This window comes from Massilia arenae (genome assembly GCF_008014745.1).
GTDB classification, from domain to species: domain Bacteria; phylum Pseudomonadota; class Gammaproteobacteria; order Burkholderiales; family Burkholderiaceae_D; genus Telluria; species Telluria arenae.
In genome coordinates this window covers 105863-131553 of sequence record NZ_VPFD01000018.1, presented here as the reverse complement: position 1 = coordinate 131553, position 25691 = coordinate 105863, and the positions used below count along the sequence as shown (strand labels likewise).

At 60.8% G+C, this 25691-nt stretch carries 14 protein-coding genes and 1 pseudogene; 10 read left to right on the top strand and 5 right to left on the bottom strand.

Going from position 1 to position 25691, the window contains the following annotated elements; translation table 11 throughout:
- Window positions 1–7: 7 nt before the first annotated feature.
- Window positions 8–3067, bottom strand: coding sequence for a CHASE domain-containing hybrid sensor histidine kinase/response regulator family protein (locus FVD38_RS17275; protein ID WP_229493752.1), 3060 nt, complete (start codon window positions 3065–3067; stop codon window positions 8–10).
- Window positions 3068–3150: 83 nt separating this feature from the next.
- On the opposite strand from FVD38_RS17275, the gene FVD38_RS17270 reads away from it, so the two are divergent.
- Complete coding sequence (locus FVD38_RS17270) at window positions 3151–5238, top strand: prolyl oligopeptidase family serine peptidase (protein WP_147935953.1); 2088 nt, start codon at window positions 3151–3153, stop codon at window positions 5236–5238.
- Here FVD38_RS17270 and FVD38_RS17265 read toward each other — a convergent pair.
- Complete coding sequence (locus tag FVD38_RS17265) at window positions 5181–5762, bottom strand: acyl-homoserine-lactone synthase (protein WP_147935952.1); 582 nt, start codon at window positions 5760–5762, stop codon at window positions 5181–5183. The two genes, FVD38_RS17270 and FVD38_RS17265, sit on opposite strands and share 58 nt — an antisense overlap.
- Window positions 5763–5948: 186 nt before the next feature.
- Here FVD38_RS17265 and FVD38_RS17260 point away from each other — a divergent pair, with 186 nt between their 5' ends.
- On the top strand, window positions 5949–6221 hold the full coding sequence (locus FVD38_RS17260; protein ID WP_123072342.1) for a helix-turn-helix domain-containing protein: 273 nt from the start codon (window positions 5949–5951) through the stop codon (window positions 6219–6221).
- Here FVD38_RS17260 and FVD38_RS17255 read toward each other — a convergent pair.
- On the bottom strand, window positions 6196–6936 hold the full coding sequence (locus tag FVD38_RS17255; RefSeq protein ID WP_221176232.1) for a helix-turn-helix transcriptional regulator: 741 nt from the start codon (window positions 6934–6936) through the stop codon (window positions 6196–6198). The two genes, FVD38_RS17260 and FVD38_RS17255, sit on opposite strands and share 26 nt — an antisense overlap.
- Before the next feature lie 341 nt (window positions 6937–7277).
- On the opposite strand from FVD38_RS17255, the gene FVD38_RS27230 reads away from it, so the two are divergent.
- From FVD38_RS27230 to FVD38_RS17245, 3 genes are read left to right on the top strand one after another with little or no spacing between them, the layout of a single operon-like run.
- Window positions 7278–8546 (top strand): HAMP domain-containing protein, encoded by a 1269-nt coding sequence (locus FVD38_RS27230; protein ID WP_370660647.1) that lies wholly within the window; start codon window positions 7278–7280, stop codon window positions 8544–8546.
- Window positions 8531–12313 (top strand): hybrid sensor histidine kinase/response regulator, encoded by a 3783-nt coding sequence (locus FVD38_RS17250; RefSeq protein WP_370660646.1) that lies wholly within the window; start codon window positions 8531–8533, stop codon window positions 12311–12313. Before FVD38_RS27230 ends, FVD38_RS17250 begins: the two co-directional genes overlap by 16 nt.
- Before the next feature lie 7 nt (window positions 12314–12320).
- Window positions 12321–13163: a protein-glutamate O-methyltransferase CheR gene (locus FVD38_RS17245; RefSeq protein WP_147935951.1), complete on the top strand. Its 843-nt coding sequence runs from the start codon at window positions 12321–12323 to the stop codon at window positions 13161–13163.
- Between the two features lie 3 nt (window positions 13164–13166).
- On the opposite strand, the gene glpD is transcribed toward FVD38_RS17245, so the two are convergent.
- Window positions 13167–14708, bottom strand: coding sequence for a glycerol-3-phosphate dehydrogenase (glpD, locus tag FVD38_RS17240; protein WP_147935950.1), 1542 nt, complete (start codon window positions 14706–14708; stop codon window positions 13167–13169).
- Window positions 14709–14869: 161 nt separating this feature from the next.
- Between glpD and FVD38_RS17235 the strand changes: the two are divergent.
- The 4 genes and pseudogenes from FVD38_RS17235 to gmtX form a co-directional block, all read left to right on the top strand.
- A pseudogene (locus FVD38_RS17235) lies at window positions 14870–14989 on the top strand (phosphohydrolase); the annotation flags it as partial.
- A gap of 342 nt (window positions 14990–15331) precedes the next feature.
- On the top strand, window positions 15332–16870 hold the full coding sequence (gmtY, locus tag FVD38_RS17230; RefSeq protein WP_147935949.1) for a gamma-mobile-trio recombinase GmtY: 1539 nt from the start codon (window positions 15332–15334) through the stop codon (window positions 16868–16870).
- Window positions 16863–20984, top strand: coding sequence for a gamma-mobile-trio integrase GmtZ (gene gmtZ, locus FVD38_RS17225; RefSeq protein ID WP_147935948.1), 4122 nt, complete (start codon window positions 16863–16865; stop codon window positions 20982–20984). The genes gmtY and gmtZ overlap by 8 nt, the downstream gene beginning before the upstream one ends.
- Window positions 20984–21658 (top strand): gamma-mobile-trio protein GmtX, encoded by a 675-nt coding sequence (gene gmtX, locus FVD38_RS17220; protein ID WP_147935947.1) that lies wholly within the window; start codon window positions 20984–20986, stop codon window positions 21656–21658. The genes gmtZ and gmtX overlap by 1 nt, the downstream gene beginning before the upstream one ends.
- A gap of 193 nt (window positions 21659–21851) precedes the next feature.
- Here gmtX and FVD38_RS17215 read toward each other — a convergent pair whose 3' ends face one another.
- Complete coding sequence (locus FVD38_RS17215) at window positions 21852–22445, bottom strand: hydrolase (RefSeq protein WP_229493751.1); 594 nt, start codon at window positions 22443–22445, stop codon at window positions 21852–21854.
- Between the two features lie 979 nt (window positions 22446–23424).
- Between FVD38_RS17215 and FVD38_RS17205 the strand changes: the two genes are divergently transcribed.
- The gene (locus tag FVD38_RS17205; RefSeq protein ID WP_147935946.1) at window positions 23425–25689 is read left to right on the top strand and encodes an AAA family ATPase; all 2265 of its coding nucleotides are present in this window, start codon (window positions 23425–23427) and stop codon (window positions 25687–25689) included.
- Window positions 25690–25691 lie beyond the last annotated feature (2 nt).

Sequence of the window (25691 nt, the reverse complement as noted above, 5' to 3'; positions counted from 1 at the left end):
TCCGCGCTCAGCGCACTTCGCCGTCCCGGCTGCCGAACTGGGTCGACACTTCGCGCTCGATCCTGATCAATAGTGCGCGCAGGCGCGCCGCCAGCGCCCGGGCCTGGGCGGTGCCGGCCGCGCCCAGGCGCGGCGCCCGCTTCGGCTGCGCCTCGAGGTCTTCGCAGATGGCGCCGAAGCTGGCGGCGCCGATCGCGCGCGCGGCCGACTTGAGCTGGTGCGCCAGGCTCGCGGTATGGGTCAGGTCGCCGCCGGCCAGGGCGGTGTCGATCCCGGCGAGGTTCTCGCGCGCGGTATCGAGGAACAGGAAGACATATTTACGCATCCGTTCGGTGTCGCCGCCGGCCGTGCTGGCCAGGCTGGCCAGGTCGAGCACTTCTGCCTGCCCCGCGCCGGCGGACGATCCCGGTGTCCGCTGCATTGCCCCCGCCATGGCAACGTCGGCCACCGGCGCCGTGGTCCGACCAAGGCAGCGCGCGATGGTGGCGGCCAGCAGTTCCGGCACCACCGGCTTGGCCAGGAATTCGTTCATGCCCGCGGCCAGGCAGCGCGCGCGGTCGTCGACGCCGGCATTGGCCGTCATCGCCACCACCAGGGTGTCGCGCAAGGCCGGATCGCGGCGGATGCGGCGGGTCGCTTCCAGCCCGTCCATCACCGGCATCTGCACGTCCATCAGCACGCAGTCGAAGTGTTTATCCACCATCGCCGCCAGCGCTTCCTGGCCGTTGTTCGCGACCTCAACCGCGGCGCCGGACTGCTCCAGCAGCTCACGCGCCACCTGCTGGTTGAAGGCATTGTCCTCGACCAGCAGCACCGCGCAGTCGTCCAGGCGCGCCTGGGCCGGGGCCGGCGCGGCGCCCAGGCCGGCGCCGAGCATATTCCCCGAACGCCCGCCGCCGGCATCGTCCAGGGCCAGGCGCGCCGTGAACCAGAAAGTGCTGCCCTCGCCCAGCGTACTGACCACCCCGACCTCGCCGCCCATCAGCTCGGCCAACTGGCGGCTGATCGCCAGGCCCAGGCCGGTGCCGCCGTGGCGCCGCGTGGCCGACTGGTCGGCCTGCTGGAACGGCGAAAACAGGTGGGGCAGCGCGGCCGCGTCGATGCCGATGCCGCGGTCTTCGACTTCGAAGCGCACCAGCACTTCGGGTCCGAAGGCGCGCGCCAGGCGCGCGCGCAACGTGATCCGGCCGCGCTCGGAAAACTTGACGGCGTTGCCGGCGAAATTGAGCAGCACCTGCTCCAGCCGCAGCGAGTCGCCGCACAGGGGCCGCATCAGCACCGGATCGATCTCGATGTCGAAGCCCAGGCCCTTGGCCACGGCTGCGGTGCCCAGCTGCGCCTCGACATTGCGCATCAGGGCGTCGAGCATGAAGCACACCCGCGACAGTTCCAGCATGCCGGCCTCGATCTTGGAGAAATCGAGGATGTCGTTGATGATGCCAAGCAGGTGCTGACCCGAGTGGTAGATCTTTTCGAGGTAGTCGCGCTGGCGCGCGTCGGGCGCGGCTTGCAGCGCCAGGTGGGTCATGCCGATGATGCTGTTCATCGGGGTGCGGATCTCGTGGCTCATATTCGACAGGAAGTCGCTCTTGGCCTTGCTGGCGGCGTCGGCGCGCGCCTTCAGGCGGTGCAGCTCGGTGACGTCGGTCGCCACGCACAGCACGGCCGCTTCCTCGTCGACCTGCATCGGCAGGCGCACCGTCCACAACTGGCGCGGCGCGCCGCCCGGCGCCGACTGCGCCACCTGGGCGCTGCTGCGGCGGCCGTCGTGCAGCACCGCGCGGTCGAGCTCCCAGGCGGCATCGGCCAGGGCGCGGCCCATGGCCTCGACGTCGCGCCGGCCGATCAGCTCCGCCGCCGGCCGCCCCAGGCTCGCGGCGCCCTTGGCATTGAGGTAGCGGATGCGGCGCAGCCCGTCCTTCAGGTAGACCTCGGCGTCCAGGTTGTCCAGCACCGTGTCGAGCAGCAGGCGCTGCTCGTCGGCGGCGCGCCGCGAGCGGTACTGGGCCAGGAACAGGCCATAGACCAGCAGGGTCGCGCCGAAGCCGAAGGCCAGCGCCGCCATCGGCAGCCAGGGATCGAGCCCGGTCAGCATCGCGCGCCTGGGGGCCGAGAAATGCGCCAGCCAGCGGCTGCCCGCGAAGTCCACGTCCAGCGCCCGGGCGAAGTGCTCCCCTTGCGTCGGCGGCGTGCGCCGCACGTCGGCGCCGTGCAGCAGGAGGTCGCCCGCTCCGCCAGCCGTGCCGACGCCATAGATGCTGACCGCGAGCGGCTGGGCGCCAGGGGCGGCCAGCGCGTTCTCGACCAGGTCCGGCACCGAGAACGCGATCCCGAAGGAGCCGAGATAGGCGGCGCGGCGCGCCTCGACGCCCAGCGGCGTTACGCCGCCGCGATAGACCGGCATGCGCATCCCGAGCGCGTAATGGGGTTTGGGTTCGCGCAGGAAGACCGGCTGGCCCGAGGCGCTCATGCCGCCGCTGTCGCGCGCCCCCTCCAGCGCGCGGGCGACGGCCGGCCTGGCCGCCATGTCGAAGCCGAGCCGGCGGCTCGGCAGGTCGATCGGGAACTGGTAGGCGATCACCTCGTACCAGGGACGGCCCCCGGCCGGGAAAATCGTGAAATCGGGATAGCCGCGCGCATCGACGCTGCGGTCGGCGCGCATCGTGGCAATGAAGGCCTCGCGCTCGCTTTCGCGCACATGGGCGGCGTAGCTCACGCCCTCGATCGCCGGGAAGTTGGATGGCAGGTCGAGCGCGGCCACGTAGCGGTGGAAAGCGGCGCGGTCGGGCACGGCGTCGCCGCCGCCGGCTGCATGCAGCGCCGCCAGCGCGCGCGCCGCCTGGCCATACGAGGCGAGCGCGGCGTCGATCCTCTCGCGCGCCGCCTGCGCCGCATGTTCGAAGCGCCCCCGGGCCGCGTCCTCGATGGCGGCGCTGGCGACCGCGTGCAGCAGCAGGCCGACCGCCAGCGACAGCGCGAGGCCGCCGCCCCACAGCACGAACGGCCGGCCCAGGCGCGCGCAAGCCGCTTTGATGGCGTCGATTCCTGGCATGGTCAAGCGCTTCATGCTTCCCCTGGCGGACGGTGGCCGCTACGCAAAATTGCTAGTATATCGGCGCGCCACGCTGGCGTGATACCGATGAGGACAGCATGCAACACCACGACGATCCCTGGCTGTGGCTGGAACAGATCGACACCGACGAATCGCGCGCCTGGGTCGAGGCCCGCAACGCGGCCGCCGAAGCCGAGCTGGAAGCCGATCCGCGCTTCGCGCCGCTGCGCGAACGCCTGAAGGGCATTCTCGATTCGAGCGACAAGATTCCCTATGTGGGCGTGCATGGCGGCTGGTGCTACAACTTCTGGCGCGACGCGACCCACGTGCGCGGCATCTGGCGCCGCACCACGCTGGCCGAATACCGCAAGCCGTCGCCCGGCTGGGAGACGGTGCTCGACCTCGATGCGCTGGCGCGCACGGAAAATGAAAACTGGGTCTGGGCCGGCGTATCCTGGCTCGAACCGCAGGCCGATCGTTGTCTGATCTCGCTGTCGCGCGGCGGCGGCGACGCCAAGGTGGTGCGCGAATTCGACCTGGCGCTGCCCGGCTTCGTGGCCGACGGCTTCACGCTGCCCGAGGCCAAGAGCGACGTGTCCTGGATCGACCGCGACACCCTGTTCGTCGGCACCGACTTCGGCCCCGGCAGCCTGAGCGAGTCGGGCTACCCGCGCATCGTCAAGGAGTGGAAGCGCGGCACGCCGCTGGCGGCGGCCACCACCGTGTACGAGGCGGCCGCGAGCGACATGGCGGCGTCCGGCTACCAGGACAACAGCCCCGGCTGGGAGCGCGCCTTCGTGCTGCGCCAGATCGATTTCTATACCAGTGAGCTGTTCTGGCGCCGCGGCGACCATCTGCAGAGGATCGACAAGCCGGTCGACGCCAGCGCCTTCGCCCTGCGCGACCAGCTCGTGATCGAGCTGCGCTCGGACTGGACGATCGACGGCGTGACCTATCCCCAGGGCGCCCTGCTGGCGACCGGCTTCGACGCCTTCGTGGCAGGCGGCCGCGCCTTCGAGGTGCTGTTCACGCCGACCCCATCGACCTCGCTGGACGGCGTGGCGGCCACCAGAAGCTGCCTGCTGCTGACGGTGCTCGACAACGTCAAGAACCGCATCGTCGAACTGCGCCATGACGATGGACAGTGGGTGCGGCGCGAGGTCGCCGTGCCCGGCATCGGTTCGCTGGGCGTGTCGGCCCTGGACTCGGACCACTCGGATGACTACTTCCTGACCGTGACCGATTTCCTGCATCCGACCACGTTGTATCTGATGCAGGCCGGCAGCGACGACCGCGAACCGCTCAAGGCGATGCCGGCCTTCTTCGAGGCCGAACCGTATGAGGTGAGCCAGCACACGGCGACCTCGGGCGACGGCACCCTCGTGCCCTACTTCGTCGTCACCCGCCGCAACCGCGCCGCCGGCACACCCAATCCAACCCTGCTGTACGGCTACGGCGGCTTCGAGGTCTCGCTCAAGCCCTTCTACAGCGGCATGACCGGCGCCGCCTGGCTCGAACAAGGCGGCACCTATGTGCTGGCTAATATCCGCGGCGGCGGCGAGTTCGGCCCGCGCTGGCACCAGGCGGCCCTGCGCCAGCACCGCCAGCGCGCATTCGACGACTTCATCTCCGTCGGCCAGGACCTGGTGGCGCGCGGCCTCACCACGGCGCAACAGCTGGGCATCATGGGCGGCAGCAATGGCGGCCTGCTGGTCGGCGCGGCGCTGACCCAGCGTCCCGACCTGTTCGGCGCCGTGGTATGCCAGGTGCCGCTGCTGGACATGCGGCGCTACCACCTGCTGCTGGCCGGCGCTTCGTGGATGGGCGAATACGGCGATCCGGACGATGCCGACGACTGGGCTTACCTGGCGCGCTACTCGCCGTACCACAATGTGCGGCCCGGCGAGCGCTACCCGCGCGTGCTGTTCACCACCTCGACCCGCGACGACCGCGTCCATCCGGCGCATGCGCGCAAGATGGCGGCGCGCATGCTGGACCAGGGACACGACGTGCTGTACTGGGAAAACACCGAGGGCGGCCATGCCGGCGCCGCCGACAACGCACAGACCGCGCGCATGGTGGCGCTGACCTATACCTTCCTGCTGCGGCAACTGCGCGCGCACCCGGCTCAGGACGCGAGCCGCCTGGCGAACAGCGCTTCCCAGGTCGGCTCGATCTCCACGTAGAGCGCGACCGCGGTCTCGATCCCGACCGCCTGCGGCGCCCCGATGCGGTTGGTGACCACGCCGGCCCGGCGCAGCATGCGCTCGATCGCGGTGGTGGTGACGGTGACGTAGCGCGACAGGCCGCGCTCGTGGGCGTGACGGATGATGGCCTCGATCGATTCCATCGTCATCTCCGAGAAGCCGTAGCTGCCGGCGCCCTCGGTCTCGATCGCGAAGCGCGACAGCTCCCAGATGTGCGGGTCGCTGGGCGGCTCCTGGCCGTCGAGCAGCTGGGGGAAGGAATCCTTGAGCATATACGGCCCTTCGGTCGGCAGCAGGCGCCAGCAGCCGCGCAGCGTCTCGCCGTCGCGCATCAGCATGTAGCGCGGCTCGAGCGCGTCGTAGCCGTCGATCTCCATGCCGGACAGCACAGGCACTTCCCAGCCCAGCCGCCCGCGGAACACCTTCGCGCGCAAGGTATGCATTTCCCACAGCTCTTTGGATGCGAATGCGCGCCGTGGCGCGATCGTGATTTGCATGCTCATTGCCAACCCCCTCCTCGTTGAGAAAATCGGTTCAAGTAATATGCACTACGCATTAAAGCGTCATGCAAATCGGGTAAGCTGGGTACTATCAGCATTGATAGGTGGCGAGCAATATCGGCGGTGCAATACTTTTGGAAACGACGCAGTTTCTGAATTATTTGATTCATCACCCCGAAAGGAACCACCATGGCAAACGATCTGATGTGCGACGCACTGGCAGCCGAACTGCAGGCCAACCAGCTGGTCCACGCCGCCGGCGCGGTACGCCTGGCGCCGCACGAACTGCGTCGGCTGCGCATCACCAAGCGCGAAAGCCAGGAAAAATTCTGGGGCCGCTTCGGCGTCACCCAGTCCAGCGGCAGCCGCTTTGAAACCGGCCTCGCGATCCCGGCGCCCGTGTCGATTCTTCTGCGCATGTACATGAACGGTAAGCTCAGCGATGGTGATCTTCAGGGGTGATGAGCCCCAGGGCGATGGCCTTGACCACCGCCTGCTGGCGAGTGTTGACGTCAAATTTTTGACGCACATTCGCCAGGTGAAAATTAACGGTGGCTTCGGAGCAGCCCGTGATGCGCGCGACTTCCCATGACGACTTGCCCGCCATCACCCACTGCAACACTTCCAGCTCGCGCCGCGTCAGCCGCGGCGCCTCGTCCGGCCGCGCCGCCTCCTCGCGGAAACGCCCGGACGACGCGAACGCATAGTCGCGCACCAGCGACAGCATCGGCAGCGCCTCGTTCATCGCGCGCTGTGCGGCGGCATCGGGCCGCGCGTCGGACGCGAAACTGATCACCCCGAATTCGCCCTGCGGCCCGTGGATCGGCAGGGTCGCACCGCTGCGGATGCCATGGGCGCTCGCTTCTTCGTATAACTCGGCCTGCTGGGAGCTGGAGGCGAAGGTGCCGGGCTGCCACACGATGGGCGTCGTGCTCGACAGGCAATGGGCGACGGTCGGATCGACGTAGGCGAAGCCGTTGCGGTCGTAGCGCTCGCGCCAGTTCTCGGAATAATTACTGCGCAAGAAGGCCGACTCGAAACGGGTATGGCGCGAATTGACGACGCCAAACAGTACCTGGTCGAAGCCCAGCCCCCGCGCAATGGTGAACAAGGACGCGCTCCAGTGGGAAGCATCCTTGGCCTGCATCAGATCAAGTAATAAGGCGGTATCAATCATGGGGGCAAAGTTTGATGTAACACCCCTATGCTAGATGGTTCACCCCGTTCACAAATTCACAGAAATTAACAATCAAGATATTTACTTTTATCTAGCTTGCATGTTGTCGTGCATAAACCACAACAAAGTTGCAATCGTGCGCCCTCCCATAGGGGAATCAGCTACCCTCCGCCGAATTACCTGTAACAAATTTCAGAATTGCAAGTATTTGCTAGACGAGATACCGTTTTATAGCTTGACTTAGATCTATAGAATTGTATCTTGCATGTGTGTAAAAACGACACTTTTTGCCGGCCCCAACGGCTAACCACAGACTTCCTTTCAGGACGAGGATCCAGGCGATGAATACCATGACCGATATGGGCGAGCAGTTGGACGTCAAGCTGCTGCTCACCACATTGATGGCCTTGAAAAAAGGCGATTTCTCGGTACGCATGCCTGACGACTGGACCGGCGTGTCCGGCAAGATCGCCGATACCCTGAACGACATCATCGAGACCAAGCAGAAGATGGTCGAGACCGTCACGGAAGTCTCGCGGGTGGTCGGCCGCGAAGGCCACCTGACCCAGCGCGCCGACCTGCCGGGCGTGGTGGGCGGCTGGAGCACCATGATCAGCTCGGTCAACACCCTGATCGACGACCTGGTGCGCCCCACCACCGAAATGGCGCGCGTGATCGGCGCGGTGGCGAAAGGCGACCTGTCCCAGACCATGGCCCTCGAAGTCGACGGCCACCCGCTTAAGGGCCAGTACCTGCGCGCGGCGATGACGGCCAACACCATGGTCGAGCAGCTGTCGTCCTTCTCGTCCGAAGTCACGCGCGTGGCGCGCGAGGTCGGCACCGAAGGCAAGCTGGGTGGCCAGGCGCAGGTCAAGGGCGTGGCCGGCACCTGGAAGGACTTGACCGACTCGGTCAACTCGATGGCGGGCAACCTGACCTCGCAGGTGCGTAACATCGCCGAGGTGACCACGGCGGTGGCCAACGGCGACTTGTCCAAGAAGATCACGGTGGACGTGCGCGGCGAGATCCTGCAACTGAAGGACACCATCAACGTCATGGTGGACCAGCTGCGCTCCTTTGCCTCCGAAGTGACGCGGGTGGCGCGCGAGGTCGGCACCGAAGGTAAACTCGGCGGCCAGGCCTATGTGCCTGGCGTGGCCGGCACCTGGAAGGACTTGACCGACAACGTCAACTTCATGGCGTCGAACCTGACGGGCCAGGTGCGTAATATCGCGGCGGTGACGACCGCGGTGGCGAATGGCGACTTGTCCAAGAAGATCACGGTGGACGTGAAGGGCGAAATTCTCGAGCTGAAGAACACCATCAACGTGATGGTCGACCAGTTGTCCTCGTTCGCCTCCGAGGTAACCCGGGTGGCGCGCGAGGTCGGCACCGAAGGCAAGCTCGGCGGCCAGGCGGTGGTGAAAGGCGTGGCCGGCACCTGGAAGGACTTGACCGACTCGGTCAACTCGATGGCGGGCAACCTGACCGGCCAGGTGCGCAACATCGCCGACGTGACCACTGCGGTGGCGAACGGCGACCTGTCCAAGAAGATCACGGTGGACGTCAAGGGCGAGATCCAGGANTCAACTCGATGGCGGGCAACCTGACCGGCCAGGTGCGCAACATCGCCGACGTGACCACTGCGGTGGCGAACGGCGACCTGTCCAAGAAGATCACGGTGGACGTGAAAGGCGAGATTCTCGAGCTGAAGAACACCATCAACGTGATGGTCGACCAGCTGAACTCCTTCGCCTCCGAAGTCACGCGCGTGGCGCGCGAGGTCGGCACCGAAGGTAAGCTGGGCGGCCAGGCGAACGTGCCGGGCGTGGCCGGCACCTGGAAGGACTTGACCGACGGCGTGAACTCGATGGCGGGCAACCTGACTGCCCAGGTGCGTAATATCGCGGAAGTGACCACCGCGGTGGCGAACGGCGACCTGTCCAAGAAGATCACGGTGGACGTCAAGGGCGAGATCCAGGAACTGAAGAACACGATTAACGTGATGGTCGACCAGCTGTCCTCGTTCGCGTCGGAAGTGACGCGCGTGGCGCGCGAGGTCGGCACCGAGGGTAAGCTCGGCGGCCAGGCCTATGTGCCGGGCGTGGGCGGCACCTGGAAGGACTTGACCGACAACGTCAACTTCATGGCATCGAACCTGACCGGCCAGGTGCGCAATATCGCGGCGGTGACCACCGCCGTGGCCCGCGGCGACCTGTCCAAGAAGATCACGGTGGACGTGAAGGGCGAGATTCTCGAGCTGAAGGACACCATCAACGTCATGGTGGACCAGCTGTCCTCGTTCGCGTCCGAGGTGACCCGGGTGGCGCGCGAGGTCGGCACCGAAGGCAAACTCGGTGGCCAGGCCAACGTGTCGGGCGTGGCCGGCACCTGGAAGGACTTGACGGAAAACGTCAACCAGCTGGCGGCCAACCTCACTAACCAGATGCGCGCGATCGGCGAAGTGGCGACCGCGGTGACGCGGGGCGACCTGTCGCGCTCCATTCAGGTGGAAGCGCGCGGCGAGGTGTCCTACCTGAAGGACAACATCAACGAGATGATCCGCAACCTGAAGGAAACCACGCAGAAGAATGCGCAGCAAGACTGGTTGAAAACCAATCTGGCGCGCTTCACGCGATTGCTGCAGGGCCAGCGCGACCTGCAGGCGGTGACCAAGCTGATTCTGTCGGAACTGGCGCCGCTGGTCTCGGCCCACCATGGCGTGTTCTATATGATGGACTCGCAAGAGAGCGACGCCCGCCTGCGCATGATCGCGAGCTACGGCTACCGCTCGAGCCGCAAACTGCCGACCTCCTTCCTGCCGGGCGAAGGCCTGGTGGGCCAGTGCGCGCTGGAGAAGACCCGCATCTGGCTGACCGACGTGCCGCGCGACTACATCGTGGTGTCCTCTGGCCTGGGTTCGGCGCCGCCGAACAATATCGTGGTGCTGCCGATCCTGTTCGAGCAGCAGGTCAAGGCCGTCATCGAGATCGCCTCGCTCGACCGCTTCACCGAAACCCACCTGTCCTTCCTCGACCAGCTGATGGAATCGATCGGCGTGGTCCTGAACACGATCGAGGCCAATAGCCGCACCGAGTCGCTGCTGACCCAGTCGCAGTCGCTGGCGCAGGAACTGCAGCAAACCAACCAGGAACTGGGCGAGAAGGCGCGCCTGCTGTCCGAGCAGAATATCGAGGTGGAGCGCAAGAACCGCGAGGTCGAGCAGGCCAAGCTGGCGCTGGAAGAAAAAGCGACCCAGCTGGCGCTGTCCTCGAAGTACAAGTCCGAATTCCTGGCCAATATGTCGCACGAGCTGCGCACGCCATTGAATTCGCTGCTGATCCTGGCCCAGCAACTGTCCGATAACCCGGAAGGCAACCTGTCCGGTAAACAGGTGGAGTTCGCGAAGACCATCTACGGCTCGGGTTCGGACTTGCTGACCCTGATTAACGACATTCTCGACCTGTCCAAGATCGAGTCGGGCACCGTCACCCTGGACGTGTCGGAATACCGCTTCTCTAACCTGCGCAACTACGTCGACCGCACCTTCAGGCACATGGCCGAGGCCAAGCACCTGGGCTTCCAGGTCGACCTGGCCGAGAACCTGCCGACCGCCGTGATGACCGACACCACGCGCCTGCAGCAGGTCTTGAAAAACCTGCTATCGAATGCCTTCAAGTTCACCAGCCACGGCCAGGTCTCGCTGGGCATCAGCCTGGTGACCAGCGGCTGGACCGCCGACCACCCGAACCTGGAGCACGCGGACGCGGTGCTGGCGTTCTCGGTCTACGACACCGGCGTGGGTATCCCGGCCGACAAGCTGCAGCTGATCTTCGAGGCCTTCCAGCAGGCCGACGGCTCGACCGCCCGCAAGTATGGCGGCACGGGTCTCGGCCTGTCGATCTCGCGCGAACTGGCGCGCCTGCTGGGCGGTGAGATTCGCGTCGAATCGACGGTCAACGTCGGCTCGGTGTTTACGCTGTACCTGCCATACAACCGCGCCGGCTTCATCAACTATGAACAGGCGCGCCAGCCACAGCCGGCGCGCCTGCTGCCGCCGCAGATGGTCCCTGCCCCGCTGGTGCCGGTGCTGCAGGAGAACAGCGAAACGGCGACGCTCGACCTGACGACCGACCTGCTCGACCCGAGCGGCGCCGTGGTCGAATACGCCAGCGTGCTGGACGACCGCGGACTGGTGACGCCGGGCGACCCGTCGGTGCTGATCGTCGAGGATGACGAGCGCTTCGCCAAGGTGGTGCTCGAATTCGCCCGCGAGAAGAATTTCAAGGCGATTGTGACCCACCGCGGGGATTCCACCTTGTCGCTGGCGCGCGACTACCTGCCGTCGGCCATCCTGCTCGACATCGACCTGCCCGACATCGACGGCTTCACGGTGCTCGACCGCCTGAAGCGCGACCCGAGCACGCGCCATATCCCGGTGCACGTGATGTCTTCGCTGCGCGAACGCGAGCGCGCGCTGCGCCAGGGCGCGATCTCGTACATCAACAAGCCAGTCGAGCGCGATCAGCTGAAGGAAGAATTCAAGCGCATCCAGAAATTCCTGATGGGCGGCAAGCGCAGCCTGCTGGTGGTCGAGGACGACCCGGCCCAGCGCGATTCGATCGTGTCCCTGATCGGCAATAACGACATCCATATGGTCACCGTCGACAACGGCGCGGCCGCGCTCGAGGCGCTGCAATCCTCGCACTTCGATTGCATGGTGCTGGACCTGACCCTGCCCGACATCTCGGGCTTCGACCTGCTCGACCAGATCGGCCGCAACGAACGCCTGCGCGACCTGCCGATCGTGATCTATACCGCCCAGGAGCTGAACCGCAAGGAAGTCACGAAGCTCAAGCGCTTCGCCAAGACCATCGTGATCAAGGATGCGCGCTCGCCCGAGCGCCTGCTGGACGAGACGGCGCTGTTCCTGCACCGTTCGCAGGCCAGCCTGCCCGAGACCCAACGGCGCATGCTTGAGGAAATTCACGCCCTCGACTCGGGCCTGGCCGGCCGCAAGGTGCTGATCGTCGACGATGACCTGCGGAATATCTTCGCCCTGTCGACGCTGCTGGAGCGCCAGCAGATGCAGGTGCTGTTCGCCGAGAACGGCCGCGACGGCATCGAGGTGCTGGAGAAGGATCCCGGCATCGAGATCGTCCTGATGGACATCATGATGCCCGAGATGGACGGCTACGACACGATGCGGGCGATCCGTCGCATCCCGAAATTCCGCTCGCTGCCGATCATCACCCTGACCGCGAAAGCGATGAAGGGCGACCGCGACAAGTGCATCGCGGCCGGCGCCTCGGACTACATCACCAAGCCGGTCGACGTGGCGCAGCTGCTGTCGATGATGCGGGTTTGGCTGCACTGAGGCACCAGTGAACGCATTGACTGGTGTGCCGGTCGATACCGGCCTGGCGGAGCTCGAGATCGAGCTGCTGCTCGAAGCGCTGTACCAACGTTTCGGCTTCGACTACCGCAGCCACGAGCGCGCCATCCTGCGCCGCCGGCTGCAGGACCTGGCGCGCCTGCACGCCCTGCCGAACCTGACGCGGCTGCAGGAGCAGGTGCTGCATGCGCCCGGCGCGGCGCTGGGCGTGGTACGCGCGCTGGCGGTGCAGCCGGCGGCGCTGTTCGACCGTCCCGACTGGGCGCGGCGCCAGCGCAGTGCGCTGGCCGACAGCCTGCGTCCGACCGCGCTGCCCAAGGTCTGGCTGCCCGAGGTGGCCGGCGTGGGCGAAGCCTGGACCCTGGCCGTGCTGCTGGCCGAGGAAAAGCTGTACGGACGCACCGAGGTGTTCGCGACCCTGTCCAGCGACGAACTCCTGTTCGAGGCGCGTGAAGCGACCTTGCCGGCAACGATGCTGGTAGAGGCCCAGCGCGGCTACGAGGCCAGCGGAGGCACGGGCCGGCTGGCCGATTACTTCGAGGTCAGCGATGGCCGCGCGCGCCTCTTGCCGCGGCTGCGCGAGCGCATCACCTGGCTGCAGTACTGCCTGGTGACGGACGGCTCGTTCAACGAGTTCCACGCAATCGTCTGCTGCCGCGCCCTGCCCGACTTCGGCCCGGTGCTGCGCCAGCGCGTGCTGCGCCTGTTCAGGGACAGCCTGGCCTTGTTCGGGGTGCTCGGGATCGACCGCGAGCTGGCGCCGGGCGATGCGGGAGCGGCAGACTACCAGCCCCTGTTCGAGGATGGGGCCTGGTACAAGCGGGTACGCTGAGCCTTACACGATGGCGGTGGCCGACCGTTCCGCGGCCATCCACGCATCGATCCTGCCCGCCACACCCGGCCGCAGGTGCAGGCCCAGCTTGGTGCGGCGCCACAGCACGTCGGCCGCGCCGCGGGCCCACTCGTGCCGCATCAGGTAGCGCAGCTCGGCCTCGTACAGCCCCGGCGCCACCTCGTTGCCCAGGTCGGCCAGCGACCGGCTGGCCCCCAGCAGGATGTCCACCCGCGTGCCATAGGCGCGCGCATAGCGCAGCGCCAGCGGCTTGGGCAGCCAGGCATGGCGCCGCTGCAGCGCCGCCACCCAGCGGTCGAACTCCAGCACGCCGCGGCTGTCGGGTTGCGGCCCGAACAGGTCACCGCCCGGCAGCACGGCCTGCGCCGTCCACGCTCCCGTCGGCGTCTTGCCGAGCAGCGGCGCGATCCAGTCGACCGCTTCCTCGGCCAACTTGCGGTAGGTGGTGATCTTGCCGCCGAAGACCGAGAGCAGCGGCGGGCCGCCGGCGTCGTGTTCCAGAAAGTAGTCGCGCGTGATCGCCGCCGGATTGCCGGCATCGTCTTCCAGCAGCGGACGCACGCCCGAATAACTCCACACCACGTCGGCCGGCGCCAGCTGACGCTTGAAGTAGCGGTTGGCCAGCGCGCACAGGTAGCGCGTCTCGCCCTCGTCGATCGCGGCCGCGCCGGGATCGCCCGCGAAGTCGACGTCGGTGGTGCCGACCAGGGTGAACGCTTCTTCGTAGGGGATCGCGAACACGACCCGCCCGTCCGCATGCTGGAACAGGTAGGCGCAACTGTGCTCGAACAGGCGCGGCACGACGATGTGACTGCCCTTGATCAGGCGCAGCGCGCGATGCGGCGCCTCCCGGTTGGCGCGCCCGGCGAAGCGGGCCGCCCACGGGCCGGCGGCGTTGACCAGGCCGCGCGCCCGCACGGTCAGGGGCACGCCATCGTGGACGATGTTCGCTTCCCAGTGTGCGGCGCGCCGCACCACCTCGTCGCAGGTCGCATGGGTCAGCACCCGCGCGCCGCGCTCGTGCGCATCGAGGGCGTTGAGCACCACCAGCCGCGCATCGTCGACCCAGCCGTCGGAATAAGCGAAAGCGCGCGTATACTCGGGCTTGAGCGGCGCGCCGGCGCGGTGGCCGGCCAGCTCGATCGCGCTCGACGCGGGCAGGAAGGCGCGCGGCGCCAGGCGGTCGTAGAGGAACAGGCCGGCGCGGATCAGCCAGGCCGGCCGCTGCCCGGGAACGTGCGGCATCACGAAGCGCAAAGGACGCATGATGTGCGGAGCGCTCCTGAGCAGGGTCTCGCGCTCGGCCAGCGCCTTGCGCACCAGGCCGAATTCGCGGTATTCGAGGTAGCGCAACCCGCCATGGATCAGCTTGCTGGAGGCGGACGAGGTATGCGCGCCCAGGTCGTCCTTTTCGCACAGCACCACCGTCAGCCCGCGCCCGGCCGCATCGCGCGCGATGCCGGCGCCATTGATGCCGCCGCCGACCACCAGCAAGTCGCAATCGATCGTCGTGTCCGCTCCCATCGCCCCTCCATCATGGCCTCCAGCGCATCCGATCCACTTTACGCGGGCGCGCAGGGCCTGCGTTCGCCTGCATCAATTATGCGGAGAATGGACGGGCCGGTGTGTAAAATCGCCACATGTCCATCCCCTCCACGCCAGACCGAACCCGCGCCTGGGTCCGCATGCCCTCCGGTCGCCGCCTCGACCTGCTCGACCCGACACCCTTCGACTGGGACGACGCCGACCTGGCGCTCGGCCTGGCCCGCACCTATCGCTGGGGCGGCCACTCGGCCTGGCCGCTGTTATGGGCCCAAACTCATCTATAACAATTCCAGCTCTTCGTCATTGACACTGGCTCATACCCCTGCCCGCTCAGACAGTTTTTTCCCGCCCGGCATTGTTCTCGACTGAAATAAAAGTAACAATAACAATCGTTGACACCCGGCATCGCGGCGGCGACCTCGTAGCGTGCTACGAACTTATCTCGCTACCACGTCACGTAGGCGCCCACTGTAGCTAAGCATTGCATATTGGCAACACCGTCTCCAGCGCGAGGTCCAAGTACGGCCGTGCACAACCGGCTGAGCAATGGATCACCGTCATCGGCCGACGTCAGTTTTATCAATCCTTAGTTGGGGGCAAGTTTGAAGCATGCGCGTATCTGGGTCAAAGTGAAGCTGGACGTTACTGGGGGCTTCGTCCGTCTACCGGTGATCGTCATGCTTACTGCAGAAAAGGTAAATGTACTAGAGCCCTTGCTTTTCTATTTCCTATCGCGTCATCACGAACGCAGTCAGTCATGGATGGTGAAGCTTTGTGAAATTGTCGGGCAGCTCATCGATTATATCGATGCAAATGGGAAAATTCTAAAGCCGACTGATCTTTTCGGGGGATTTGTCAACTCGCTCTATAACGGAACATTCGATGAGACAGAGAACGATCCGAGCTTGCTATGCTGGTTTCCGTCTAGCGCCAAAACGGTAAACCCAAAGCTACGTATGCTCGAAGAATTCTCGGATTGGATGGTAATAAAGAACTATATTCCACTTTCATTAAATCCCTGGACTGATGCAACTACTTCCGCGCAGCGGTTTAACTGGATTGCATGGTATCGTCAAAATCAGTTTTCATTCTTAGGCCATCTTAGGCTGACCACTAAGAAATCCGCAAGTCTGGGACAAGCAAGAAGTATGAAATTACGGCGACAGCCGCTGGGCAAGGCTAGCGCTGCTAAGGCGTTTCCACCAGATTTTGAAACCGCTTTATTCCGCGATGGCTTCGTTCGACATGGCAAGACAGATGAAGAGGATATCCTTGAAAAATTTGACTGGCGCGGCATCTGCATCGCTTTATTGCTCGTATACGGCGCCAGGAGGCTATCAGAACCATTCCAACTATGGACTGGAGACGTAATGGAAAATCCCACGCGGCCAGGAGAAGCTCTAGTTCGAATTTATCATCCTGTGGAAGGACAGGCACCGGAAAATCCTAAGGTAAACGGCCGTAGGGCTGCTAACCGCCAAGCGTACCTTCAGATATTTCATCCGCGATATGCGCCTCGCACGACAGCTCACGGCAATTACCACGCCGGGTTCAAAGGCCGCGCGTTTACAGACGAGAAAGCACAGTTTCTGCATGTTCACTGGCTGCCCACTGATATGGCTGAAGCATTCCTATACGCTTACCATAATTACATGGAGCAGCGCGCGCGACTCGGCATCGATAGCGCGCGGCACCCGTTTGCGTTCGTGTCACACAAAGGAAAGCACAAAGGGGAGCCATATACTATTGGCGCATTTTGCGCGACCTGGAAGCGAGCAGTAACACGGATCGGACTGCCCCATGGCAAACTCCATGGCACTACTCCACACGGAGGCAGGCACAGCGTTGGTATACGTGCAAACAAGGCCGGCATCGATAAATACGATGCGCAAGAAATGTTTGGGCATAGCTCTTTGCTATCACAAGACGTGTACAGAGTACCAACGGTGGAACAGGTTACTGAATCGCTGGACGCCGCAACGCGAAGAATTCTGCACGAAGAAAGCGCGGGCGCTAACGACGACCAGGCACTGAACCGTCAGACAAATCTGATTGACATCTGGACAGGCTCGGAAGATCGTAGCCGCACCCATATATGGAGTGCGCCACAACGTAGAAATAGAGGAAAACGGTTTGACTAAACAACGCAGCGATTCTACTCCCCTTGCTGAGATTACTCACCCCGATGTGATTTTCGAAGGTTTGCTGGGGAAAATTAAGAGAAATAACAACCGATCAAGTCAATTTGCCGTACGGGCTATAAACTGGCTCGAAATCCTCCATTCGGTCTGTCGAGAACTGTTCGAAGCTGGGTCAAAAGACTTCTCAAAACGGAACGTCTCGCACCACTGCAACTCGTGTGGCGGACCTATCCTTACAGATCAATCAATATATAAGCCGCGCCATCGTGAGTTAATAAAAGCGTGGGCGCTATTTGCGGGTGGAACGACGCGGGACAAGAACACATCCGTAAAAAAGGACAGTGTTACAAAGAGATCACTCGACAGTAGTAAAGCAGTACCCTCCATACATCCAGACAAAACGCTAGAGGACCTCGTCAATAGGATGCTAGCGAACCGAAATTCAAAAGATCCCGTTATATTAAAAGCAATAGAACGCCTCAAGATTTTGCATACCGTCTGTACGAAACAGTTTGAGACCGGTAGCCGAGATTTTTCAATGCGCGGTCTTGGTGCGATCTCCGGACCTCTAGGAGGGCCAACTTTTCAAGATAGGTCAATCTATCGTCCCACAAATCGCGCCTTGATCGAGGCTTGGGCCGAGTTCGCGAACGGCTATACGAGAACACCTCCTCAGATACTAAGAGAGCAAGACCGAAAGGAAACGGTCGACTATATCGAAAATTGTTTCCAGCGCACTAATCTATTGCCAAGTTACGAGATGATTCAAGCGGAGGGAATGAAAGAATTTCTTGGCCCTGGCAAGTCATTAAGCGCAAAAAATAACCGGGTAACTAGTTCGATGCAGCTGTGGCGCCAGAGCTGGACCCAGCAGGTGCCGGCCCAAGTAGTTGCCGCATGCGATCGACTTTTTGAAAACTTAAAAAGGATCCCAACCGTTCCAGAGGTTGTAGGCGTCCTCAAGATCACCGATTTGGGAGAAGCGAAAGCCCTCATCGAAGAAATCGAGTGTTGGCGGAAGTACCGTTTCGCCATGGAACTGTGGAGTTTCGCCCCAACCAATGACAAAACCGGTTTTTTATGGCTAGCGCTCCACCCGGAACTCGGGCAGTGGCGCGAACTAGTAATCGGCCATCTAAACTTCCAACCAGAACATCGAAAAAGTCTACATCTCGCCTTACACACTTTCTTCGCCCGCTATCTGCTGGCTGGGAACGTAAAACTTACCCCACAGGCCTTCCTAACCAACGGATATTCCCCACCCGACTTTTTTAAATTTTCCACAAAAGAGCGTGGAACGGCTGCGAGCAAAAAAGAATGTGTCGCAATTAACGCGTTCATCGAGTACGTACTTGACCGTGGCAACGACTTTGTCGAAATCGATAACCATGGGCACCGGATACGGAAGGCGCAATACAAGAATAACTTTGTTAGTATCAAATCTGGGACTGCCACGAGTCGCTCCAAGAATCCTGTTAACCGCAGGGTTCGGGTTGGCGCGTTGCAGGATCCTGAGCTAACTTATCTCATTCGCGTCAATCCCAACTTTGAACAGTGGAGGGTGTACGCCGTCAACTGGCTGGCTTCTACCACGGCAAATTTAGGCGCTGCACAGACTGCGATCAGGGAAATTTTCATTGACTACGTATCGGCTGAGCATCTCCCCTCAGATCCATCGACTTTGCTTTCAGCTGAATGGCAACGTAATAATCCAGTTCCGTCATACCGCGAAACAGCCCTGAGTACGGTCGGCTCCAGGCACGCGCGCGCCCATTTCTCCAAAGCAATTGAATTCATCGACTACGTTTTGGAGACTTACTACTCCGCCGAAGACGATTTTGGTCGACGGGTAGTATCGGGAGACTTTCGAAATTTCCTTGCTGATCAAGGCGCCGACATCCCAGCTGCGAAAGGCCAAGGTGCGCATTCGAATAAGGAGGTCCTGCCTAGCCGGTACATACGATACGTGCGCGAACTAATATGCCCAAGTGGAGCAAAAAACTTCGGTGATTTGAAATGGGCACAAAGATCCTTTCCGGCTGCCGACTGGTTTCAGGTCGATCCCGAAAAAATCGACAAGGATGATCCTGATTGTGTTTGGCGAATCCGTACAATATTCGCTAAAGGATCACGCAAACAAATCACCAAATCTAAGCAGGTTTACGAAATTTGGTATCCCGGGCGCACCATTGCTATGTTGCTTAAACTTGAACTCCCTCTTCGTACTTATCAGGTAAGGATGCTGGACAGCGGTGAGGCAGACTCGTGGTGGTATGAGGGAAGCACATGCGGGAGGAACGGGAGGGATGAGTTAATCTATCGGGCAGGACAGTTTCGCAAGAGCAACTCTACACTGGCTTGTAATATCGGGAACATCGAGCGGCATGCGGGTGTGTTTCGTCGCATGCCCGACAGCGTTTCAGGCAAAGTGTTCGCGGGCCTGTTTATAAACACAAACAAAACTCAAGACAGAGGTCAGGAGCAATGGGATCGTGGCTACGTAGTACCGTGGCAACACGGTAAAGTTTTGTACTGGTGCGAGCGACTGCGAGATTGGCAAAGAAAATACAACCCAATTAGCGCCCTGGTCCCATGCACGGCGCTACCAGAAAAAGTGCTTGGAACCAAAACGGAATTGCAAAAGCAGCAGATGGGAAGCATGTGCTTTTTATTCCGCGATCCGTGCGCTGCGCAAAATGAAAGAACTTGGCCGATCGCAAACGGCAAGTTAGTTGTTTTATGGATCAAGGTCTTAGAAGAGTTAGAAGTAATTTGTGCTAGAAACGGACATACAACTGTCGACGGCGCACGATTACAATTTGTTTACGAGGAAGACGGAGGGAGGAACTGTGGTTTATATTCCTTACACTCCCTTCGCGTATCACTCATTACACATCTAGCGACCGAGGGCGGCGTTGAGATGCAGATTCTATCTGAGTGCATTGCTGGACATGCGCGTATTTTGATGACCTTGTACTATAAAAAGTCTGGCATCTCCTATGTTAGCGACGTCATGGAATGTGCATCCGAGCGGATTAAGGATGAGACTGCAGAACAAAAGAGCTGGATTAGGTGGGTGAAGGACGCAAGTCTCAAACAACTTGAGGTAAACTCTGCGACCGTTGATGTTTCAGTAACCCAAGCTATAAAAGATGCGTTCAGCCAAGGGGGCACGTCGTTAATAAGGACAAATCTTGGCTTATGTGCGAAAGGTGGAATGGGGTGCGCCAGTGGCGGCAAGATCATTGATGAGGATACAGGGGTCGTGTCATACGGTGCCACTCCCGGTTACCCTCAACAAAAAAACTGTGTACGTTGCAGGTGGTTTATGACTGGCCCAGCATTCCTTCAGGCTCTCGTGCATCATTGGAACCTTCTCCATTTTAATCTTGGAGATTCCGGCCATCGCTATTTAGAGACTTCCTCTGAGATTACGGCCCTCGAGTCAGCTATGCTCGAATGCCAGAGACTCAACAAGGTGTTCGAACACCATGCTAGATTGGAACAGCTTCGTCACTCATTAAGTGTCATATATGACGGAAACGAAAAAATCGCTGAGGATTCGCTGGCAACGATGAAACTAATTGTACGGTGCAAACATATTATCGATGCCGCCGCTGATCCGAATAGCGATGTCGTCCTTCTCGCAGTCGGAGGCATGGATGAGGTAAAAATCAACGTTAGCGAATGCTCGGAACTAGAGCAGATTTTGACCACGGCCGTTGGCTCTACCATCTACGTCGACGAAGACGCTCAAAAAGCCGTGCTCAAAGCAGGCAACGCGTTCGATCGGATGTTGATAATGAACGATAAGGAACCCCTGTTTTTCAAGCTAAGTGAAAAGGAGTTGCCGTCAGTTATCCTCCATATGACCAGTCTGCTCCAGGCATATGCGGGAAGCATCGGAAAAGCTGTCCCGTTTATCGAAGGCGCAGAGCGACTCTCTGCTCTTGGCTTATTCGGGGCGAGCAACGAGATCATTAACTTGGCGTCAGCTGGAAATCGGCTGAATTTGACTAATATTAAACGAAGCAAGATAGATGCTACCACTCTTAAGGAGACTCCACCGCCTCTTCAGCCGCCCCGAATTGCGATGATGCGCGTGGAGAAATAATGGGAAATGATACTATTCTCGATCCAGAGCAGGTTTTGCAGCGGTTACAGGCCGGAGCAAAGTCACAGCGCACAAGAGACTCGCTAGACATTATCAATCAAGTTTGCAAGGAACAGTTCGAGCGCAAGAGCTACGACTACAGTTACAGTATGATTGGTACATTATCTGGTGGGCGCGGCGGCCCTAAAGCACAGCCCATCCGCAATGCGACTGGCGCGGTTTACCGTACACTTATCGATACCTGGCAAAAGTTTGCAAATGCAGGGGGGCATGCCCCGCCCGCGCAGCGGCCTACCAATCTTGAAAATGACGTATTGTCGCTAATCAGCGATTCAGTAGCGCGCATTCTTGTCCAAAAGTACATATCAGAGAACAAAAAGCTTCGTAACGAGAATCAGGTGTTGAAAGTCGCCGCTAAAGAAAAAGTCGTGATCAATCTTTCAGGAAAGCGAGACGAGGCAGTCTTTACAGTCGAGACACATGGGCCAATCGACTTTCTTTTAGAACAAGAAATCTTCGCGTTGAGGAATGCGATTAGCGCCGAGACGATGCGAAGGAACGGTTGGGTAGGGGACGCGGACAGCGGGGCAGTAACAAAAGGCCCTCTAACTATATTTAGTCCCGGCTTCATGACGGCCATCTCGAAAATTGTGGAGAGGCTTGATCGGGAATAAGCAAGGAACGCTATAAGTAGACTTTTTGCGCCAGAGCTTTCTTTGGCGCACTTTCGAGTGACTGCGAAAGCCTTGCTGAGAATGTGAGTTCGGAGGAATATGCAATGCTAACTCACCTTTCGATGCAGAAGTGGGAGTCGTTGAACTCCCAGCCGTGCAGCTTAGTTATTTTTCAACCGTGCTTGGTTATTTTTCAAGGGTGATGGGTTTGTGCTAAATGCTTCAGCTCATCAAAACGCTCAAGGAACAAGCTATAGGCGCGGTCCGGGCCCACTGGTACAATTCTGGCGGCATGAGCTGCCGGAAGGTGCCCCCAATCAACCCACGCTGGCGGAAGCAAATCTCGCAGCTCGGTGGCCATACTTATGAGGTCAGCGTGTTTTATTATAGGACTTTCGTCATCAAAACCAAATCGGCGGCGCAGTGCGTCCTTTACAGGTTTGATGTGTGATTTAACGTACTCACGACCTAACATTACCTTTACAGGCGATGGCCAATCCCCGAGAAACTCTTCACAGTCATGCATGAGAGCTGCATATGCCAGAGGCTCTGGTACGAGACGCGACACCATAACTGAATGTTCGGCAACCGAATACCACGGTCTTGCAGCACCACCCCACCGGGGTTGCGAGGCAAGACACAATGCGATGTCAGTAATCGGCAAACCAGTGGCGTCTGGAGCCAGCAAATCAAGGACGTAGCCCGACGGCAGCAAAATTGACGTACGCCCATCCGGCTTATCTAGGAGTTCAAGTTGCATCAGTGAATAATACGGTGTGTCAATCATGACATCTTCGCTCAGCCTCCAGCGGAGGACTGTGCCTGATGCCTTCTGGAGTCCAGGTTCTGCCTCCATCCTACATTGCCGTAGTATCGTCGATCTGAAAAGTTTTGGTGTGAGGCAGTGGACGCCATCCGAGAGACGCGATGGGTGGGTACGCGGCCGACGCGTTTGCGCGCCGGGATCCAAGTACCGCGCGCGGTAGGTGCGCAGCTGAGGTAGCGTGAAGAGCCGAGCGCGCGCAGGCTGGCGCGCACGCGCCGACACAAGGTCCGGACGCCACCGAACGGGCGCGGGTTGGCGCCGACGTCGATCGACAAGGTCGATTCCGCAGCCTGCGCCACCTACGGCGTGTACTGCATCAGCCCCATCGCCACCGCGTTCAGGGCTTCTGCCTCGCGCTCGGAGGAGCGCTCGACGACGCGCTCCTCGCGCATGAGCGTCAGCACGTCGCCGAGGCCCATGCCGATCCTGGCGGCGCGCGTGGAGCGAAGCGACCAGCACCCGTTCCCCCTCGAGCACGCCCCCCAGGTCAGTTGACCAGTTCGAGCTGAAGACATCGAGCGGTAACTGGAGCAAATACAGGCCGATCCACAGGCGCATGGCGTTGGATCAAAGAAAGAAAGGGGTCAGTGGCAGGAACAGCAGCGCGTCACGCTGCGGCCTCGGCGTTTGATGAAGCCAATGTCGAGGCCGCCGGCCGCGGGCCGCAAGGACAGGCGCAGCGGCGCCGGTGTGAAAAATGAAAAAAGCCATCACTGGCTGAACAAAATCTTCACTAACTGAATAAAAACGTCACTTGCCCTCAAGACAATTTCCCTCTTACACTGGCTGTTGAGCGACGTCTGTTATCGGCCTAAGTTGGTATGCAAACGCTCGCCGGTAACGATGAAGGTCAGCAGCGTCATGAAGCGGACTTTCACTTCCGCAACGTGGGGGTCACTAGACGCTTACGGTAATCTTGCGTCAAATATCAGGAAGCGACATGCTGAAGAGCATTGAGAAGATCAAGGGGCTCGGCGTCTATCAGAGCTACAACAAGCCGGCAGGGACACAAGACTTCGGGATCAAGAATCTCATCTACGGCTGGAACTACTCTGGGAAAACCACCCTCTCCCGCCTGTTCGCTCAGCTTGAGGCCAAATCGGCTAATCCTGATTTATCCGGCTGTGAGTTCACGCTTGGAACTGCCGATGACTCGATCACTGAGAAGAACTTCAGTCGGTGCAACCTGTCGGTTCGTGTTTTCAATTCGGATTTCGTCCGCGCTAATTTGCATTTCGATGGCGGGAGCTTCAACCCCATCCTGCTGCTCGGAAAGGAATCCGAGGAAGCGCAACGGAAGATTGATCAGATCAGCAAGCGAATCCAGCGCTCCGACGAGGTCCAGCGCAAGCTGGACGGCAAGTTTGAAGAGGTGAAGACGCGGATAGCGCAGGCCAAGACCGACACTGCCAAGTTCATTCGCCAACGTCTGAAGGTTGATCCCTACACGGCCGCACATCTCGGGCAGGACCTTGTCGCCGTCGGTATCCTTGAGACCCAACTCTTGGCGGAAAAGGAACTCACCGATGCTATCGAGCTCGCGTTGACGCCCGACTCGAAGAAGCCCAGCACTGTTGAGGAACTGCGCGCTTCTCCGTTGATCGAAGATCTCCACAAGGAAGCCGTCACGGTTCTCGCCGCCACGCCAAGTTTCTCCAATACCATCAAGCACCTTGAGGAGAACCCTGCCGTTGAACGCTGGGTCCAGGGCGGCCTGACCCTGCATTCTGGCGCCGGAACATGCGAATTTTGCGGGAACGACTTGTCCCAAGATCGCCTCGAAGCCTTTCGCGCGCACTTTTCGAAAGATCTGGCGGACCACAAGGAGCGGATCGATGGTCTTCTTGCACGTGTGAAGGCGGCGGTCTTCAGCCTGAGTTGGCCCAAGGCTGCCGAACTCAACGCTCAATTTCGTGAGAGTTACACCGCTGCCGTCGAAGCGCTGCCCTCGGCCATCGACGCGTTCAACCAAGCGATAGGGGAACTCGCTGCCGAAGTGCAACGCAAGGCAGACGATTCGCGCAAGGCCATGACGCCTACACCTTTGGCTGCTGGCCTGGAAAAAGGGATCAAAGATGCGATTGCCATAGTGAACCTCGTCATCAAGCAAAACAACGAGTTGGCCTCGAACTTCACTAAGGAGCGAGCGGCTGCCTTGAGGCAGGCACGATACCACTACGTCCAACAATTTGTGGACGACCAAGCTGCCACAGGCCTGGAGCAACAGAAAGCGCGGCTCGCCAAGCGGGCCGATCGTCTCAAGACCTATGCAGCAAGGCTGCGGCCGGAGATCAGCAGTCTTCAGGCTCAGATCAGTCAAGCGCAACAAGGTCGGGAAAAAATCAACGAACGCTTGGCGTCCATGCTGGGCAGTGAGGCCGTCCAGATCCAAGTCGTCAAGGATGCGGCAGGCCAGGACCGCTTTCAACTGATCCGGAAGACGGGGGCCATTGCCAAGAATATGAGTGACGGGGAACGCACGGCAGTTGCATTCTCATACTTCCTGACAAAGCTGCAGGAGATAAAGCCCGCGGAATTCAAGGAGACCCTCGTCTATATCGACGATCCCATCTCGAGCCTCGACGCCAATCACATCTTTCAAGTAACCGCTGCCATCCGGGCACTGTTCTTCGAGCAGCAGGACAAGAATGCTCCTTGGCAGACGACCTGCAAGCAACTGTTCATCTCCACGCACAACTTTGAGTTCTTCAACCTGCTCAGAGAAATCAAGCCCGTGGCGAGCAAACAGGGAGCGCGGCTATACCTGATCAGAAGAATCGCCGAGACCTCCTCGGCGCTAGAGGACATGCCTGCCTCGCTCGCACGCTATCAGTCTGAATATCACTTCCTGTTCGAGGTCATTCATCGTTTCCACAAGGCTCCAGATAAGACTGTCCACGAAGTGCTGATGCTGCTGCCAAACGCCATGAGGCGCTTTATCGAGCTCTACACATACTCCAGGCTTCCTGGTCCAAAGGAATCGGAGCAAGTCGACGAGCGGGCCGAGATTCTGTTCGGGGTCGAGCGTGCGAAGCGGATCCTTAAGATCTTCCACTACTTCAGCCACGGCAACACAATGGATCGGCTCGCTGGAAACAACGAGCTGATCTTCGACCTGGAGCATGCGGTCAAAGATCTGATAGACGCCATTACAGAAAAAGACAAGCCACATATGGACGCCTTGGTCGCGGCCTTCCAAGCCTGACG

Bases quoted from the DNA above. Each gene is read 5' to 3' on its own strand.
- FVD38_RS17275 (WP_229493752.1), bottom strand. From the start codon at position 3,067: ATGAAGCGCTTGACCATGCCAGGAATCGACGCCATCAAAGCGGCTTGC.
- FVD38_RS17270 (WP_147935953.1), top strand. From the start codon at position 3,151: ATGCAACACCACGACGATCCCTGGCTGTGGCTGGAACAGATCGACACC.
- FVD38_RS17265 (WP_147935952.1), bottom strand. From the start codon at position 5,762: ATGAGCATGCAAATCACGATCGCGCCACGGCGCGCATTCGCATCCAAA.
- FVD38_RS17260 (WP_123072342.1), top strand. From the start codon at position 5,949: ATGGCAAACGATCTGATGTGCGACGCACTGGCAGCCGAACTGCAGGCC.
- FVD38_RS17255 (WP_221176232.1), bottom strand. From the start codon at position 6,936: ATGATTGATACCGCCTTATTACTTGATCTGATGCAGGCCAAGGATGCT.
- FVD38_RS17250 (WP_370660646.1), top strand. From the start codon at position 8,531: ATGGCGGGCAACCTGACCGGCCAGGTGCGCAACATCGCCGACGTGACC.
- glpD (WP_147935950.1), bottom strand. From the start codon at position 14,708: ATGGGAGCGGACACGACGATCGATTGCGACTTGCTGGTGGTCGGCGGC.
- gmtX (WP_147935947.1), top strand. From the start codon at position 20,984: ATGGGAAATGATACTATTCTCGATCCAGAGCAGGTTTTGCAGCGGTTA.
- FVD38_RS17215 (WP_229493751.1), bottom strand. From the start codon at position 22,445: ATGATTGACACACCGTATTATTCACTGATGCAACTTGAACTCCTAGAT.
- FVD38_RS17205 (WP_147935946.1), top strand. From the start codon at position 23,425: ATGCTGAAGAGCATTGAGAAGATCAAGGGGCTCGGCGTCTATCAGAGC.